Source organism: Acinetobacter sp. GW821-FHT01E09 (assembly GCF_059422385.1).
Genome location: NZ_JBWKWU010000001.1, coordinates 269,660 through 287,240 on the forward strand (window position 1 = coordinate 269,660; position 17,581 = coordinate 287,240).

Genomic DNA, 17,581 nt, shown 5'->3' on the forward strand with positions numbered 1-17,581 from the left:
AAAAGTAGATAGGCTGATATTGCACTGAGACAGTATCAAACCTTTTAGAATGCTGAGTTTGAATGCTTTTATCATTCAATTCTCCCCAGCAAATCATGAGACATCCGCATAAAACGATCCTATACGACAAACTGTGTCGCAAGGTTGTCGAACAACACTGCGCAACATGACATAATCATGATCACAAGTGCGATAAAGCATCTGTAAGATATTTGATTTTCTAGCATTTTTTGTGAAATAAACAATAAATTGTTACATGGAATGTTGTTTAGTTAAGCACAAATCGTAGAAGCTTTACTCGGTTGAAGGTCGACTCAATATCTTTCAGTTTATTGACTTGTTAAGCTATTTAAATTCAAAAACTTAATCTGTAAGGGTTTTGAGTGGATTGTTTATTTAACCTTGTTTAGGAAGCCTTTGTTGAAAAATTCAGTAGTTAAAATGGTGTTGGGTGTTGTTGCTACTGGAAGTTTTGCGATTGCGTTTGGCCAAGAGAAAATTTTTCAGTTACTGCCATTTACCCAAAGTAGTACCAATAACTCTGCGTGTTTAAATCAGTTCTATCGAGAGCAACCACCTGTTTTAATCAAAGAAAGTTTAAAGAAAAACAGTTATCCCTTATGTTTTAACGGGTTTAATGTGATGTATTCGGGTGTTTCTAAAACACCGTTATGGACAGCAGAATATTTATCGCCACAGCGCTTAAGTCAAAAGATTAAACGTGAAGATAATTTCCACGAAGAGCCACGTGTAAACGCTACACATCGTGCATTATTATCGGATTATCGTGGTTCAGGCTATGACCGTGGTCATATGTCACCCAATGCCGATATGCCCAATAAGGAATCACAGTTCGACAGCTTTTCTTTGGCCAATATGGTGCCGCAAGCTGCTAAAAATAACCAACAAGTTTGGCGTGAGTTAGAAGAAGCAACTCGTGCAATTGTCACCAAGCAAAAGAAAGATGTCTATGTGGTCACTGGCCCAGTGTTTTCTGGCAAAAAATTAAAAACCATTGGAAAGGGTGTGATTGTTCCAACCGCAATCTATAAAGCGATTTACTTGCCTAAACATGGAATCATTGGTGCGTACTATGCGCCAAATAATGATTCACTTCAGGTTAAAGTGGTCAGCGTATGTTATTTAGAAGAACAGTTGGGAATGAATTTATTTCCACAACTGACTGAAGAAAAAAAGCGCAATACCTATAAATTGCCTTTGAACGCAAAACAGGTCAAGGTCAATAAAGAAATTGAATATTCACATTGGGATGCGGAAAGCCAATGTGCAGAAGAGGTCAGTCAGGATAAAATCACCGCACTGCAAAAGCAGTTCCAACCCAAAAGTGGTTCAACAACTACATCGGATATGCAATTGCCAAAAGTCGATCCTGAAACCAAAGATGCCTTGGTGAAACAATTGGTTGAAACGCTGTTGCAATATATTTTACAAATTTTGAAATAAATCCGCGCTGATGGTGCAGTATCTTTTGAGAATCTATTTATACTGTGAATAAGATCGAAAAAAATTGAGAAAATTAAAAATGTTTAAACCGTTTGAGAATGGCACCGAATCACATTCAATTCATGATTTAACCTTAGAAAATCAAACTGATTGTATCAGTATTTATGGCAATTTACAGATCACCAAAGATCAAGCTGGCTTAAAAGCGGCTAAGCTTTTACAAAGCTATCTCAATGAAGTTGTAGCAAGTTTAGAGAAGCAAAGTGATTTACCAGAACAGCTTGCGCGTCAAAGCGAAGGCGAAATAGAGAATCCATTTCTTTAAAGACCATATTTATTTTTAAGCCATTTTTGAATTAGTTACTTTCTAATTCATTGGTTTATAAGTGAAAAAAAACCTGCCGAAGCAGGTTTTTTTACATTCAAAATCTATTTAGGATTGAGGCTCGTTACCCACAACCTTATAAATCAGTGCTCCAATGATTGCACCGACAATTGGCGCCACCCAGAATAACCATAATTGACTCAGTGCTGCTGTTTCAGCAAATAAAGCCACAGCAGTACTTCGTGCTGGATTAACTGAAGTATTGGTAACGGGGATACTAATTAAGTGAATCAAAGTAAGTGCTAAACCGATGGCAATCGGGGCAAAGCCAGCAGGTGCACGTTTATCTGTTGAACCGAGAATAACAATTAAGAAAAAGGCGGTTAATACGATTTCAATTAACAATGCAGAGACTAAAGAATATTTGCCAGGGGATAAATCACCAAAGCCATTGCTGGCGAATCCACCAGTTCCTGTGAATCCCGCCTGACCTTGTACGATTAAATACAAAACAAATGCGGCCAAAATACCACCGATGACTTGAGCAATAATATAAGGGGCTAAGTCTTTGGCATTAAAACGACCACCTACCCATAAACCCACACTTACAGCAGGGTTAAAATGCCCGCCTGAGATATGCCCTAAAGCAAAAGCGCCTGTGAGTACGGTTAAACCGAATGCCAGTGCAACACCAGCAAAACCGATGCCCAGTTCTGGAAAAGCAGCGGCAAATATTGCGCTACCACATCCTCCAAACACCAGCCAAAAGGTTCCGATAAATTCTGCGAGATATTTATTCATATTGATTCCTAAATTATTTTTTTGAACGGAATGGGGTTATATGACTATTTTTAGATAGTTGATAACCGTGGGGTGGATACAACTTTTATTTTCTGTATAAAGATAATAGTCTAAAAATATGAAAATAAAATCACAAATAAAAAATATTCATATCAATATCGGCTAATGTTCTGATTTTATTTTAAAAAATTATATTTTACAGATATTTAATGCTAAACAAATGAGTGGTGAGAATGGTGAAACATGCTGTTTTTTATCTGTAAATTTAATTCACAATTACTTAAATTCTCGATACTGAAGACGCCATTGTTGCGGTGTTAAGCCGGTCCATTGTTTAAACGCACGTTGGAAAGCACTTTGTTCTGAGTAACTGAGAAGCAGGGCAATTTCATGCAAGCCTAAATGAGGATCTTGTAGATATTGAAAGGCCAATAATTGACGGACATCTTGAACACGTTGTTGGTAGGTGGTGTTCTGGCTTTGTAGATGGCGTTGTAATTGTCGTATCGACATATTCAACTGTTTGGCAATCGCTTCGATTTGATAATTATTTTTTTGTAATCCCAATAAAATACTTTGTTGTAAGCGTTCATCTAACTGGGTGGCATTGGGTAAGCTTTCAAGCAAGGCCTGTGCTTGTTGCATCAGTAGTTTTTGTAGGGTTTGATCACTGCGTTTAAAGGAAGTCGCAAGTGCGCTGATGGGAAAAATCAGTTCGACTTTTTCTTGTTGAAAGAGCACAGGACACTTAAAGAATGCTTGATACAGCATGCTGTTTTTAGGTTGATGATGAATAAAATTAACCTGATACAGGCTTATATCATCGGATATAAATTGTCTTAAAAACTGAATCACTACAGCCATCGCAATTTCATCAGTAATTTGAGTGGTTAAATGGGTGGGTAGATTTTCCCAACGTACCGAGATGTGCTGTTCATCATAATATTCAACCTTCAGCGGGCTTCCATCATAAATCAATCGATGAAAATCATGGTAGCGGGTGAGTGCCTCTCCAAGCGTGTCACAAGATTGTGCAATATAGGCAATGATACCAATATGTTTGGGTTGTACATATTTAGAGATGTCTAGACCCAAAGCTGGGCTTTGTACTTGTGATTGAATGTCATCCAAGATTTCACGCCAAACGGTATAGTCAAAGCGTTCAACATTTTGAATCTGTTGTAGTTTGGATGAGATCTTTAGACCTTTAGCTTCACTAAAAGTATAGAGTAATTGCCCAAGCCCGCCATATATCGAGCCCGCATAGTCCTTTAATTGCATCATTTACACATCTTGTTATTGTGTGATCTACGTCAGCTGTAGTTTAAACATTATACTATTTTAATTTGTCGTAATTTGTCAATGAAAATACTTTTTGATGTCAATACCTATTTCCCAGCATGTTTTATATTCACAATAAGCAAGAGGGATTGATTATGTTAAAAGGTTTTTTAGTCGGATTGGTCGTCGCAAATGGTTTTGAATGGGTTGCGCATAACTATATTTTACATGGTCAACATCGCCCAGGGAAACCACGTTTCAGTCCAGTGCCACGCAGTATGAAATCGCATTGGGAACACCATCGTGAAGTGCGTAAACAAGATTTTCATGATGATGGCTATGTAGAAGGGATTTCAAATTGGCGGACCAAAAATGAAATCGTTTCTTTGGCGGTGGTTGCTGGTGCGGCAAGTTTGATTTTCTACCCGATTTCGAAAGGAATGGTTGCTGCATCGCTTTATAGTGCGTGTAATTATTATTATATCCATCGCCGTGCACATTTAGAGCCAGACTGGGCGATGAAGAAAATTCCTTGGCATTATGATCATCACATGAACTCAAACCAAGATGCCAACTGGTGTGTCACTAAGCCTTGGTTTGACTACCTGATGGGAACACGGGTGATTTCTTCTGCGGATCTGCAAGAGCAGAATCCTTTAGGTGTGAAATTGCCTCAGCCAATCGCAAACTGGTTATCATCCAGCATAGAAAAATATTTTCCAGCCAAATGGGTAGAGAAAAAACTGCAATTGGTTGAGGAAAATACGCAAAAGCTCAATGATTCTGTGGCTTAATTTGGCTTTTAGAACGTTGTTGCTTGCTCTGATCTGTTTAAAACTGCTGTGAAATGAACTGGTTGCGTAGTGTAAAATCTATAACTTGTCGTGATTGGTCAGCGTTTTCGGTATCTTTGGTCAATATTAAGTCATGCCATCGATGTATATTGATTGCACAGCATGTACCCACTGCCGTGTTTTAAGTTTTATAGGAGTCTCCAAGACTCCTTTTTTTTATGCGTGGGAAAAGTAAATATATATAAGATTAAATTTATAAGCTCATGTGATCGCGATCATTTTGTACGATGAAGCAATAAAAAAATCCCCTGACGGGGATTGTTTAAATGTGCATAAGATGCACATCACTTTTGGATTTTTGCCTTAGGAGGCTTCGGTCATTACTCCGGCTTTAAGCCTTCCGCCATTTCCAATGATTGATCATTATCCAAAAATTTTTCACGCTGTTCTTCTAAAAACTTTTTTGCATCTGGTTCAAACACGTTTAAACGTTTTTCATTGATTAACGTGGTTTGGTGTTTTAACCATTCTTGCCAAGCTTGTTTAGACACTGTGTCAAATAACACTTGACCCTTTGGACCTGGAAAAGGTGCAAAGTCTAAACCTTCTAACTCTTTTTGATATTTACGGCAAAATACTTGTCGAGTCATATCAAAACTCCTTATGCATAAAGTTTTTCTAAACGGATATAAGCGCGTTCAATTGCAGCAGCAACCTGTGCAGGCGCAGTACCACCAATATGATTACGCGCATTGACAGATGCTTCAAGGGTTAATGCTTTTTCAAACACATCTGCTTGAATTAAATCTGAGAATTGTTGTAATTGCTCAAGGCTTAATTCAGAAAGATCTTTCGATTCTTGCACACCTAAAGCCACAGCTTTACCTACGATTTCATGTGCATCACGGAAAGCAACGCCATTTTTTACAAGGTAATCAGCCAAGTCTGTTGCGGTAGAGAAACCACGTAGCGCCGCTTCACGCATGATTTCAATATTTGGTACAAGTGCAGGAATCATATCTGCAAAAGCCATCAATGAACCACGCACTGTATCAATTGCATCAAACAAAGGCTCTTTGTCTTCTTGGTTGTCTTTGTTATAGGCCAAAGGTTGACCCTTCATGAGGGTGAGCAGACTCATTAAGTCGCCATAGACACGGCCAGTTTTACCACGAATAAGCTCAGGAACATCTGGGTTTTTCTTTTGTGGCATGATGGATGAGCCAGTACAGAAACGGTCAGGAATATTCACAAACTTAAATTGTGCAGAAGTCCAAAGAATCATTTCTTCTGACATACGTGATAAATGCATCATGATTAAAGATGCAGCAGCATTGAATTCAATCGCAAAGTCACGATCAGATACCGCATCTAAAGAATTTTCAGCAACGGCTTCAAAGTTTAACAATTCTGCAGTATAAGCACGATCAATAGGATAGGTTGTTCCAGCAAGCGCAGCAGAACCTAAAGGCATACGATTGACACGTTTACGACAATCGATTAAACGCTCAGAATCACGCACCAACATTTCAAACCACGCCATCAAATGATGACCAAAAGTCACAGGTTGTGCAGTCTGTAAATGGGTAAAGCCTGGCATGATGGTGTCAGTATTGTTCGCTGCTAAGCCCAAGATGCCTTTTTGTAATTTTTCCAGTAAAGTCAAAATCGCATCAATTTCGTCACGTACATATAAACGGATGTCTGTGGCAACTTGGTCATTACGGCTACGACCGGTATGCAATTTTTTACCTGCAATCCCGATACGCTGAGTTAAACGAGATTCGATATTCATGTGCACATCTTCTAAATCAATGCGCCATTCAAATTGACCTGCTTCAATTTCAGCTTTAATTGTGTTTAAACCATTGATAATGTCATCACGTTCTTGTTCTGTAAGGACACCAACTTTTGCTAACATAGTCGCATGTGCGATCGAGCCAGCAATATCTTGTTTATAAAAGCGTTGGTCAAATTGAACTGATGCAGTAAATTCAGCAACAAAGGCATCAGTAGCTTCAGAGAAACGACCGCCCCACATGCCTGAAGTTTGGGCTTGTGACGGATTAGAGGAATTAGAAGATGTGGTCATATCGGCTCAGTAGGAAAAAAAGCAGTAGAACTAAACGCAGTATAACAAATTCAGCCTCACTTGCCGAAGTAAAGCGCAATCATTCATCAATAAAATCTGGGCGTGGTTTTTATCAGTCTTATTTTTTTAGCAAAATGGGACATCGCAAGTATTTATTCGAACTATTTATCTCTAGTAATGTGTTGGCTTTTTTATTGGCATTGGCTGAAGCACAATCATGGGGCAATTTAAATCTTTGGCATGTTTTAGAATATATTTTATATATTAATTGGATATTATTGGCCTTTGCCGCTTTTCAGGATGTATTTGAAAAAAGGCTCTCGCAATATACCTATTTATCTATTTCAATATTCAGTTTTATCCTTTTACAGGCGATTGTGCTGTGTACAACACTGGTTTTAAATATTATTCATTATTGGGGAACGCATTTTTCTTTACAAAATATTTCCATCCAAGACATTTCGCATAATCTTATTTTGCATGTCAGCTATGGGGTATTACTGGGCGCATTTTGTTTACGCTACTTGTATACCCGTGAACAAGCAGTATTGCAGCAAAACAGTGAATTGAATGCGCGTATTCAGGCCATGCAAGCACGTATTCATCCACATTTTTTATTTAATAGTTTAAATAGCGTGGTGAGTTTAATTGCGATTGATCCCGATAAAGCTGAACAAATGCTGATAGATTTATCCAAATTGTTTAGAGCCAGTTTTCAAGAATTAAAGCTCGTGACCTTAAAAGAAGAAATACAGTTATCTCAACAATATATTGCAATAGAGCAAATTCGTTTGGGAGATCGTTTAAATGTGGAATGGAATATTCAACAACCGCTGTTATTAGATCAGGTAAAAATTCCCTTATTAACCTTACAACCTTTAATTGAAAACAGTATTTTTCATGGGGTTGAGCAAAAGATTATCGATGCCAAGATCGGCATACTGGTTGAAATATTGCAAAATCAAGTCAACATAGTCATTACCAACCCATTTTTACAAGATAGAATAAAAGTACGAGAAGGGCATGGAATTGCTTTAGAAAATGTAAAACAGCGTCTAAAAGCACATTTTGGCGATTCTGTTTATTTTCGGAATTATGCAGGGAATGGATTATTTACAATGGTAATCCAATATCAGTATAAAAATAGATGATTGGGAAATTCATTAAAATAAAGACGATATATTTGGGTAAGGAGGAGCAATGGACATCCTGATTTGTGATGATGAACCGCTTGCAGTGGAACGCTTATCACGATTGGTGTCGCAACTTGGGCATCAGGTTATTGCAACAGCGCAACATGGTCAACAGGCATTGGAAATGGTTCAGCAGTTCGAGCCAGATGTGGTGTTGCTTGATATTCAAATGCCAGAAATGGATGGTTTAAGCTGTGCGCAGCATTTAGCACATTTTAATCCGACGCCAGCCATCGTATTTTGTACGGCATTTGATGAACATGCTTTGCAAGCCATTCAATCTCAAGCAAAAGGATATTTATTAAAACCAATTGCCAAGGATGATTTAGAAACGGTTTTGGAGAGTGTCACTAAACTGACTCAAGCTCAATTAACTCACCTAGAAAAAAAAGAACTCATGGAAGAAAAAGTGCAAAGACAGCAAATTGCTGCAAAAACCTATCGAGGTTTGGAGCTAATTCCTGTTGAAAATATTTACTATTTTTTAGCAGATCAAAAATATGTCACTGTACGCCATAAAAATGGCAGCGTGCTTATTGATGAAACGCTCAAAGATTTAGAAACAGAGTTCGCCGATCGATTTATTCGTATTCATCGTAATGCTTTAATTTCTCTAGATTATTTAGATGGGTTGGAAATGGTGTCCTCCGGTCAGTATCAGGTACGATGCCGCGAGTTAGACGAGCGTTTGGCAGTCAGTCGTCGTCACTTACCGTTACTGCGCGAACGGATGCAGAATTTATAGTTTGATGGGAAGCTTAAATCATTTTGATAATTTACTTGCATTTTTACGATTGCAGAGTAAGTTTAGAGTGTTTAAAAGTTTGGCAAAGCTGAAATGATGAAAACCTTGAAAATAGCAACTCGCCAGAGCCCGCTCGCAATGTGGCAGGCTGAGCATATTCGTGATCGTTTAGAGCAATTACACGCGCATGTAAAAGTAGAATTGGTTACCTTTGTAACCCAAGGTGACAAAATTTTAGATACACCTTTGGCCAAAATTGGTGGTAAAGGCTTATTTGTCAAAGAATTAGAGGCTGCTTTAATGGATGGTCGTGCAGATCTAGCCGTTCATTCCATGAAAGATGTGCCGATGCAATTACCAGAAGGTTTGGAGCTTGCGGTCATTTGTGAACGTGAAGACCCTTTTGATGCTTTTGTTTCTAACCATTATGCAAAGTTTGATGATTTACCACAAGGTGCAACACTTGGAACATCGAGCTTACGCCGTAAATGTCAGATTTTAAAACAGCGCCCTGATTTAAATGTGATTGATTTACGTGGCAATGTTGGAACACGCTTATCCAAGCTAGATGCAGGTCAATATGATGCCATTATCCTTGCCAGTGCAGGCTTAAAACGCTTAGAACTCTCAGATCGTATTCGTCATACACTGCCAGCAGAAATAAGCTTACCTGCGGTAGGTCAAGGCGCATTGGGTTTAGAGTGCCGCTCAGCTGATCAAGAGATTTTGGATTTAATCATGCCGTTAATGCATGTTGAAACCAATGCCTGTGTTCGTGCTGAACGTGCTTTTAATGCTTATCTAGAAGGTGGTTGCCAAGTGCCTATCGCAGGCTTTGCTACCTTGAACGATCAAACACTGTCTTTGGAAGGGCGTGTGGGAAGTGCGGACGGACAAACGTTGTTATGTAGCCAAGTCAGTGGTACGCCAGATCAAGCAGAGCAGTTAGGTGTGCAACTTGCACAAAAGCTACTTCAACAAGGTGCTGGAGAAATACTCAAAGCACTTTATCAAGCTTAGTTTTTAGGCTTCAATGCTATTTATTAATACGCGTCCCATCGATCGGGCTCAGCCATTGACCCAATGTCTGCGCCAGTCTGGTTTTGACGTGGTTGATCTGCCATTATTGGCATTAACACCACGTCCATATAACAACACATTACAACAACTTTATTTACAGCTGTTATCGACTCAAATTATTGTTGTGGTCAGTCCTACAGCTGTGCAGATTGGTATGCAATATCTTCAGCAATCGGGTTTGTCGCTTGCACAGATCCAACATATTCAGTGGATTGCTGTAGGTAAAAAAACTGCGCAACGACTTTTAGATTATGGGGTGGAAAGCCATGTTCCTGCGGTGGAAACATCAGAAGGCATGCTAAGCTTACCGCTATTTAATCAGGTAAAAGAGCTCAAGAGAATTGCGTTTTGGCGTGGTGAAGGTGGGCGTCAATTTATGATGCAACAATGCCAAGCGCGTCATATTGATGTTTTAAACTTTATTTTATATGACCGCGCATTTCCTCAACAAACTCAGGCACAATTTTTAGATTTTGTGACCAAAATTGAGCAATTTGAAAAGCCCTATTGGAGTTGTATCAGCAGTGAAGCCAGTTGGCACAATTGGCTGGCTTTGACCCGAGATCATCAAGAGATCGTGAATGCTTGTCATTATTTAGTTTTGGGTGAGCGTTTGTATCAATTATTAAGACATGGTAAAAATGCAGCTCAGACCTGTTTGAATAGCACTCAAATTTCAAATTTAGCGCCAGAAACCATTCTACAAACCATAGTGCAGTTGCAAAGGAAGTTATGAAGAAGTTTATTTATGTCTTATTGTTGATCGCTTTAGGATGGCTCATTAAGTTGAGTTATAACTTCTATCATGTTTCACAACAGCTCAATGATATTCAACAAACACTGCATAAAAGTGAACAAAAGAATGCCAGTTTGAATGATCAATTGGTGGCAGTAAAACGACAAACAGATGAACCGACTCAAGAGGTGGCAAAGAAAACCGCTTCGATTCAAACGCCTATTGCTGGTATTCATCCTAGTGTAGTGGTTAAACAGCAACTAGAGTTGGTGCAATTTGCTATGCAACAACAACAGTTTGTGTATGCACTTGAGCATCTTACTCAGTTAAATCAATCTTTAGATCATTATGCGTTGGCAGATGCAGTAAAACAAAGCCTACATCAAACCATTGCGCAAGATATACAGAGTATTCAACACTTTGTGATTGAACGAAATGCCCAGCGAGATCAACTAGAGGCTTTACTTAAACAAGTTGATCAAGCACTCATCACTGAATTGAAAAATAATCAACTAAAACCAGATCAAGATCAGTCGCAATACTTTTGGGAAAAATGGTTTCAAGTCGATATTGTTGAAACAAATACGCCTGCATTGGCAAGCCGTAAATTTATTTTAAAAGAAGTCCAATTAAGATTATTACTGGCGCAACAATTATTAGTCAAAGGGCAAACTGCTGAATACCAAGAGATGCTGAATCAAATGATTCAACAATTGGATATATTACCCGATGCTGCTAGTCAGAAGATTAAGCAAAAAATATTAAAAATGAAGCAAACACCGCAGCCGCCGATTCCTAAGCTGAATAGCTTGGCTGTTTTGGGGTAGATCGATGAAACATATTTTTCTGATCTATGCCTTTATTAGCCTGATTATTCTGGCTGTACTGAGTGTATTGAGTTATACCGCAGGGTCAGGTTATGTCTATGTGCTCTGGCACAATATTCAAGTTCAAACCAATTTATGGTTGTTAACATTTGCTGGCGTTGGCATCAGTTTTTTGATGCATGTGGCATGGTATTTCCTCAATCGTTATATCCGCCGAGAAAAAAGAAAATTAGAACAAGTACTGAGTTTTAGCACGTTGCATCCATTTGAACAGTTTGGTGTATTGTGGTTATTAGATGGTGAAGATGAACAAGAGCAGGTGATTCAAACGATTTTTGATCAATCTGGTTTATTAAAGCCGATTGTGCAATCCCGATTATTACTCAAACAACTGCATTATTCAGAAGCATTAAAGGCTTTAGAACACAGCTCTCCATCCGCTTTTGAATTGGCGGAAATCTTACGTATCGAAATTTATTTGGCACAACAAGACAGTCAGCAAGCCCTCACCCATTTAGAGTTTTTAAATGGACATGAGCTTTCGCCGTGGCTGAATCAACTTTCAGAAAGTTATAAATTGTCTGTGCAAAAATTATGGGGACAATTTGCCCTGCAATATCCATGGCAATATTTACACTCAACTCAATTTGGACAATTAGAAACTGCGACTAAACAGCAGTGGTTAATACAGCTTTTGGGTTGTTATGACCAAGCAAGTTTTGAAGATACTGAACTATTACAGCAAAAATTTTTAGAGATAGAACCGCAACTCGATCAAATGCCTTATGAGACAAAAGTGCTTTGGCTAAAAATTATTACCCGCTTACCCGAACTTGCTCAGCAACAACAGCAGCTGGTGATTCAAATACTTAATGAAAAATTTGACCAAGATGTGTTCCACTTATGGTTCCAGCAACAGTTGCTTAGACAGAATCCAGATTATGAGTATTTAGAGCAACAGATTATAAATCTTGAATCTAAATATATGAACATTCCTGTTTTTTGCTTTGCTAAATGGCATATATATATTGCAACGCAGCGGGAATATGAAGCAGATCAACTTTTATCATTATATCCAAATGATATTCTAATGAATTATTTAAGAATCAAGTCCACTTTAAATGGAAATGATGAATTAATTCAACAATTGAATTCAATTTTTGAAAAAGATAGCAATTATATTCAATTTAAAATTTGAGAACCCAGCATGAATCCACTGACACAATTCCCGATCGTTTATGAGCAAAAGGTTGCATGGGGCGATATGGACGCTTTTGGTCATGTAAATAATGTGATGTATTATCGTTATATTGAAAGTGCACGTATTGAATATTTTGATCGTTTAAATGTATTTGACCAAGACGTTTTAACTGTGGTTGCCTCAAGTCAATGCAAATATTTGAAACCTGTATTTTATCCTGATGTGCTACATATTGGTGCGCGGGTAGAAGAAATGAGAAATAGTGCTATACGCATGCATTATGTATTATTCAGTCAGCAACAACAGCAGATTGTGGCGGACGGAGAAGCAGTTATTGTTTTTGTCGATAAAGTAGCGATGAAAAAAGCATTAATTCCTCAACAGTTGCGAAAAATTATAATTGATTTAGAAGATACAGTGCATAATGATTTGAAAAATACATAAAAATGCCTCAGTTATCATCATTATATTTAAAACATAAGACAGCATATTCTTTTGCATTCGCTTTATTTTGATGTTAAAAATAAGCGCTTTGAGGTAATTATAATAATCTTTTTGTTGTTTTATGTGTTTATTGGGGAATATATGTATTGCTTATTGGAATAAATGAAAATACTATTGCTATGAAGTTATTTTAAATAAGTATTAAGAAATTTACGTGGAGAGTTAATGATGCCTGATATTAGTAATTTATCGGTTGAAGAGTTAAGAAAGTTAACAGCTGAAGCAGAAGCTTTAATTGAAAGTAAAAAAGACCAAGCAGTTGAAGATGCCTATAATAAAATTATTGAAATTGCGCAATCTGCTGGTTTAACTTTAGAACAGTTTATTGAATACGGCGCGCAAAAGCGTAAAAAGACAACGCGTAAAGCTGTTGAGCCGCGTTACCGCAATAAAAAAGATACTTCTGAAACTTGGACTGGACGCGGTAAACAACCACGTTGGTTGGTTGCAGAAATCGAAAAAGGTGCAAAATTAGAAGATTTCTTGATCTAATCTTCATCTAAGTGTCATTCAAAGACCTTAAAATCAAAGAACCAAGCAAATCTGCTTGGTTTTTTTATACGAGTGAATTGGCGTTATGCAAAAATTATGCATAATGTATAAACAAGAGGGCATCATCTTGCATGGAAGAATAAATGAATGATGGTAAAGATGAATGAATAAAAAATCAAAACAGATCACGTGGTGGATTACTGGAGTTGTCGCTTTTTTAATTTTTGTACTTTTGCAAGTCCCTGCAACATGGCTGATTTCTAAATTTTATAAGAACAATCAAACCTTACAAAATGTCAGTGGAAATATTTGGCAAGGGCAAGCAGATTGGCGCAAGGGTAATTTACGTGGTTCCGTTTCTTGGAGAACACGCCCGTGGGATCTGATTCTATTACGTGTGGGCGCAAATGTTGAAGTGCATAGTGGGCAAACTCAGCTCAATGGGGTTGTCGGCTATGGTCTTGGTAAAAAAATAATTATTAATCAGATGCAAGGTCAGATTGCACCAGAAACTTTAAAGAATATTGCAAATTGGCAGTGGCCAGCGAATGCAATTCAAATTTCAGATATGACCCTACGTTTTAAAAAAGACACTGGATTTAGTGATGTAGATGGCCAATTGCATTGGGGTGGTGGTGAGCTTGGTTATACTTTTGGACAGCGTCAAGATCAAATGAATATCCCGTCTTTAAATGCACAACTTAAAGATGAGGCGGGTAAACTGATTTTGGATATACAAGATCAACGTAGCCAGAAGATGGCCAATATCAGCATAGATCCAACCATGATGTTAGATGTGCAATTAACCCAACGCATGTTACTCAATGTGCCTTCCTATGACGGAAAGGCTGGTTTAGATACTTTTGTGATTAGTTCTAGACAACCACTCATTCAAGGTGGTTTCTAATGAATATAAAAGAACGCTTTGAAAATATTTCTTGGAAAAAAACAGAGCACCTTGCACCTGTTGTTTTATTTCTTTTAATTTTAGCATTGTGCTGGAAACTGGCTTCGATTTTTTGGTGGGTGGTTGCACCGCCACAAGTCATGCAACCAGAGCAAGTGAGTCTAGGTTCACAACAAATCCAAGTGCCCAATATTTCAAGCTTTTCATTGTTTGAGGAAGTGGGTTCTAGTGCGACTGCAGATGACAGTATTCCGATGGTCTTGCAAGGTGTAGTCGTGAGTTATCCTGCGCGTTTCTCTTCAGCGGTGATTAAAGTCAAAGAAACAGCAGATCGTTATGCGGTGGGTGATCCAATTGAGGGTACCAGTTATCAGTTATCCGAAGTATATTGGGATCATATTGTTTTAAGTCAAAATGGAAATAACAGTAAAGAGTTACGTTTTACCGGGCTGGATAGTTTGTATCAGCCTATGCCAGGGCAATCTACAGATCAAAATACCAGCCCGCCAGCAAGTAATCCTGTGCCATCGCCACAACAAAATTCAAGCCAAAATGCTTTAGGGCAGGCGATTGAGAAGATGAATGAAAATCGGGACGAATACCTAAAGAACATGGGGGTTAACGCAAGTGGCGGTCAAGGCTATGAAGTGACAGATCAGACCCCCGCAGCGCTCCGAAATAAACTGGGATTAAGATCTGGAGATCGTATTCTTTCACTCAATGGACAATCAGTAGGTCAAGGACAGAGTGATGTTCAGCTGCTAGAACAAGCAAAGCGTTATGGCAAAGTAAAAATTGAAATTAAGCGTGGTGATCAGGTGATGACCATTCAGCAAAGTTTGTAAGTGGCTAGGACTACAAATAAAATTAGGATAGATAATAAGTTATGGCTTTTTTGAATCACAATCGACCACTTTGGGCTTTAGTTGCAGCGGCACCAATGATGGTTGCGGTCAGTACAGCAGCACATGCACAGACGTGGAAAATTAACTTACGCGATGCTGATCTCACGGCTTTTATCAACGAAGTTGCAGATATTACGGGCAAAAATTTTGCGGTCGATCCCCGTGTACGTGGCAATGTCACGGTTATTTCAAATAAACCTCTAAATAAAAATGAAGTTTATGACCTATTTTTAGGGGTGCTGAATGTCAATGGTGTGGTGGCTATTCCATCGGGGAATACCATTCGCTTAGTACCAGACAGTAATGTAAAAAACTCGGGTGTACCTTATGACCCACGCAATAATGCACGTGGTGATCAGGTGGTAACACGGGTGATCTGGTTGGAAAATACCAACCCCAATGATTTGATCCCAGCATTACGTCCTTTAATGCCACAATTTGCGCATTTGGCGGCCATACAAGGCACCAATGCGTTAATTGTGTCTGATCGTGCAGCGAATATTTATCAACTTGAAACCATTATTCGCAACTTGGATGGTACTGGGCAAAATGATATTGAAGCTGTTCCTTTACAACAGAGTCAAGCTGAAGAGATCATTAAGCAATTGGATGCCATGAGTTCGACAGGCGCATCGAAAGACTTTGCTGGGGCACGGGTTCGTATTATTGCTGACGCACGGACCAATCGTATTTTGATTAAAGGGGATACAGGTACGCGTAAACGTATCCGCAATATGATTGAAATGTTGGATGTACCTTCTGCGGATCGTTTAGGTGGTCTTAAAGTCTTTAAATTAAAATATGCCAGTGCAAAGAATTTATCTGAAATTTTACAAGGCTTAGTCACAGGTCAGGCAGTCAATTCTAGTTCAAATAATTCTTCTAATAGTAGTTCTAACAACAGCAATAGCAACAGTTTTAATAATAACAATTCATCATCGAATACCGGCTCAAGCACTGGAAGCAGTATTTCAACACCAGCAATTAATTTAAACAGCAACTCAAATAACAATAATCAAAATAATATCACCAGTTTTAATGCCAATGGTGTGAGCATTATTGCAGATGGTGCTCAAAATGCGTTGGTGGTTAAAGCTGAGCCACAACTGATGCGCGAAATAGAGGCTGCCATCCAACAGCTCGATGTCCGTCGTCAACAAGTGTTGATTGAAGCGACGATTATCGAAATACAAGGCAATGATGCTGATCAGCTTGGTGTGCAATGGGCAATGGGCGATTTAAGCAGTGGCGTTGGTTTAATTAACTTTGATAATTTAGGTACGAGTTTATCTAAATTGGCTGCAGGTTATTTAACAGGTGGTGCTTCTAGTTTAGGTGCACTAGGTGCAGGAACTTCACTTATTGTTGGGGACTATAAAGAAGGTGCAGACGGTTCACGCAGACTATATGGTGCGATGATTCAGGCTTTAAAAGAACGTACAAAATCCAATCTACTCTCTACACCATCTATTCTTACCATGGACAATGAAGAAGCGTATATTGTCGTCGGTGAAAATGTTCCATTTGTTACTGGCTCAGTCAGTACTGGGACAGGTGGCACCGTCAATCCATATACCTCAATTGAACGTAAGGATGTGGGGGTGACCTTAAAGGTGATTCCGCATATTGGTGAGGGTGGTTCGATTCGTTTAGAAGTTGAACAAGAAGTTTCAGGCGTTAAGTCAAGTAAAGGGCAAGCTCAAGATTTAGTGACCAGCAAGCGTTCAATCAAAACTACTGTAACCGCAGATCATGGGCAAACCGTGGTGTTAGGTGGCTTGATTTCTGATGATACGGTTCTTGGTCGTCAATCTGTGCCATTGTTAGGTGATATCCCGGGCTTAGGCCGGTTATTTAGATCAGATGCAAAGTCGAACGTAAAGCGGAATCTACTGGTATTTATCCATCCAACTATCGTGGGTGGGGGTGCTGATATACGCCGTGTATCTCAACAACGTTATGATCAGCTGTATAGTCTGCAATTGGCGATGGATAAAGATGGTAACTTTGCTAAACTCCCAGCCAATGTAGATGATGTTTTTCAGCAACGACTGCCAATTAACTCCACACCAAGTTCGCAGCCTAAGCTGGTACAACCGCAACCGACAGCACAACCATCAAGCCAGTATCAAAAAGTGCCTACAGGTGCCAAGACAAATGCAGTACAAGGCAATGCGGTGACCACACCAGTTGCAGAGGAACCAAATGATATCCGTAAGCAGTAGCATTGTGGG

18 protein-coding genes are annotated in these 17,581 nt (G+C 38.8%); 14 read left to right on the top strand and 4 right to left on the bottom strand.

Annotated features, from left to right (window positions below):
• Positions 1–441 precede the first annotated feature (441 nt).
• The gene (locus AC07U8_RS01225; protein WP_494738570.1) at positions 442–1,464 is read left to right on the top strand and encodes a DNA/RNA non-specific endonuclease; all 1,023 of its coding nucleotides are present in this window, start codon (positions 442–444) and stop codon (positions 1,462–1,464) included.
• Positions 1,465–1,543: 79 nt separating this feature from the next.
• Complete coding sequence (locus AC07U8_RS01230; protein ID WP_494737166.1) at positions 1,544–1,789, top strand: hypothetical protein; 246 nt, start codon at positions 1,544–1,546, stop codon at positions 1,787–1,789.
• Positions 1,790–1,897: 108 nt separating this feature from the next.
• Here the strand turns inward: AC07U8_RS01230 and aqpZ are convergent, their stop codons facing one another.
• Together aqpZ and AC07U8_RS01240 are read right to left on the bottom strand one after the other, a co-directional pair.
• Positions 1,898–2,590: an aquaporin Z gene (gene aqpZ / locus AC07U8_RS01235; protein WP_004718527.1), complete on the bottom strand. Its 693-nt coding sequence runs from the start codon at positions 2,588–2,590 to the stop codon at positions 1,898–1,900.
• 276 nt (positions 2,591–2,866) lie between these two features.
• Positions 2,867–3,874 (bottom strand): AraC family transcriptional regulator, encoded by a 1,008-nt coding sequence (locus AC07U8_RS01240; protein ID WP_494737167.1) that lies wholly within the window; start codon positions 3,872–3,874, stop codon positions 2,867–2,869.
• Between the two features lie 152 nt (positions 3,875–4,026).
• On the opposite strand from AC07U8_RS01240, the gene AC07U8_RS01245 reads away from it, so the two are divergent.
• Entirely contained in the window at positions 4,027–4,665 is a 639-nt protein-coding gene (locus tag AC07U8_RS01245; RefSeq protein WP_494737168.1) for a sterol desaturase family protein, read from the top strand.
• Positions 4,666–5,045: 380 nt separating this feature from the next.
• Here the strand turns inward: AC07U8_RS01245 and AC07U8_RS01250 are convergent, their stop codons facing one another.
• Both AC07U8_RS01250 and argH read right to left on the bottom strand, forming a co-directional pair.
• Positions 5,046–5,315: an oxidative damage protection protein gene (locus tag AC07U8_RS01250; protein ID WP_004818487.1), complete on the bottom strand. Its 270-nt coding sequence runs from the start codon at positions 5,313–5,315 to the stop codon at positions 5,046–5,048.
• A gap of 11 nt (positions 5,316–5,326) precedes the next feature.
• Positions 5,327–6,757 (bottom strand): argininosuccinate lyase, encoded by a 1,431-nt coding sequence (gene argH / locus AC07U8_RS01255; protein ID WP_004718519.1) that lies wholly within the window; start codon positions 6,755–6,757, stop codon positions 5,327–5,329.
• Here argH and AC07U8_RS01260 point away from each other — a divergent pair.
• The 11 genes from AC07U8_RS01260 (at position 6,748) to gspD (ending at position 17,572) form a co-directional block, all read left to right on the top strand.
• Entirely contained in the window at positions 6,748–7,908 is a 1,161-nt protein-coding gene (locus AC07U8_RS01260; protein WP_494737169.1) for a sensor histidine kinase, read from the top strand. The genes argH and AC07U8_RS01260 overlap by 10 nt on opposite strands.
• 49 nt (positions 7,909–7,957) lie before the next feature.
• On the top strand, positions 7,958–8,695 hold the full coding sequence (locus tag AC07U8_RS01265) for a LytR/AlgR family response regulator transcription factor (protein WP_004818489.1): 738 nt from the start codon (positions 7,958–7,960) through the stop codon (positions 8,693–8,695).
• Between the two features lie 96 nt (positions 8,696–8,791).
• Positions 8,792–9,715, top strand: coding sequence for a hydroxymethylbilane synthase (gene hemC, locus AC07U8_RS01270; RefSeq protein WP_056517319.1), 924 nt, complete (start codon positions 8,792–8,794; stop codon positions 9,713–9,715).
• A 13-nt stretch (positions 9,716–9,728) separates the two neighbouring features.
• On the top strand, positions 9,729–10,511 hold the full coding sequence (locus AC07U8_RS01275; RefSeq protein ID WP_494737170.1) for a uroporphyrinogen-III synthase: 783 nt from the start codon (positions 9,729–9,731) through the stop codon (positions 10,509–10,511).
• Entirely contained in the window at positions 10,508–11,338 is an 831-nt protein-coding gene (locus tag AC07U8_RS01280) for a hypothetical protein (protein WP_494737171.1), read from the top strand. The genes AC07U8_RS01275 and AC07U8_RS01280 overlap by 4 nt, the downstream gene beginning before the upstream one ends.
• Positions 11,339–11,342: 4 nt before the next feature.
• Complete coding sequence (locus AC07U8_RS01285; protein WP_419309684.1) at positions 11,343–12,536, top strand: tetratricopeptide repeat protein; 1,194 nt, start codon at positions 11,343–11,345, stop codon at positions 12,534–12,536.
• 9 nt (positions 12,537–12,545) lie between these two features.
• Complete coding sequence (locus AC07U8_RS01290) at positions 12,546–12,983, top strand: acyl-CoA thioesterase (RefSeq protein WP_494737172.1); 438 nt, start codon at positions 12,546–12,548, stop codon at positions 12,981–12,983.
• Positions 12,984–13,208: 225 nt separating this feature from the next.
• The gene (locus AC07U8_RS01295; protein WP_004718506.1) at positions 13,209–13,535 is read left to right on the top strand and encodes an H-NS histone family protein; all 327 of its coding nucleotides are present in this window, start codon (positions 13,209–13,211) and stop codon (positions 13,533–13,535) included.
• A 163-nt stretch (positions 13,536–13,698) separates the two neighbouring features.
• On the top strand, positions 13,699–14,442 hold the full coding sequence (gene gspN, locus AC07U8_RS01300) for a type II secretion system protein N (protein ID WP_270383032.1): 744 nt from the start codon (positions 13,699–13,701) through the stop codon (positions 14,440–14,442).
• A complete protein-coding gene (locus tag AC07U8_RS01305) occupies positions 14,442–15,287 on the top strand; it encodes a type II secretion system protein N (protein WP_494737173.1) in 846 nt (281 codons plus the stop codon). Before gspN ends, AC07U8_RS01305 begins: the two co-directional genes overlap by 1 nt.
• A 41-nt stretch (positions 15,288–15,328) precedes the next feature.
• Positions 15,329–17,572 (top strand): type II secretion system secretin GspD, encoded by a 2,244-nt coding sequence (gspD, locus tag AC07U8_RS01310; RefSeq protein WP_494737174.1) that lies wholly within the window; start codon positions 15,329–15,331, stop codon positions 17,570–17,572.
• Positions 17,573–17,581 lie beyond the last annotated feature (9 nt).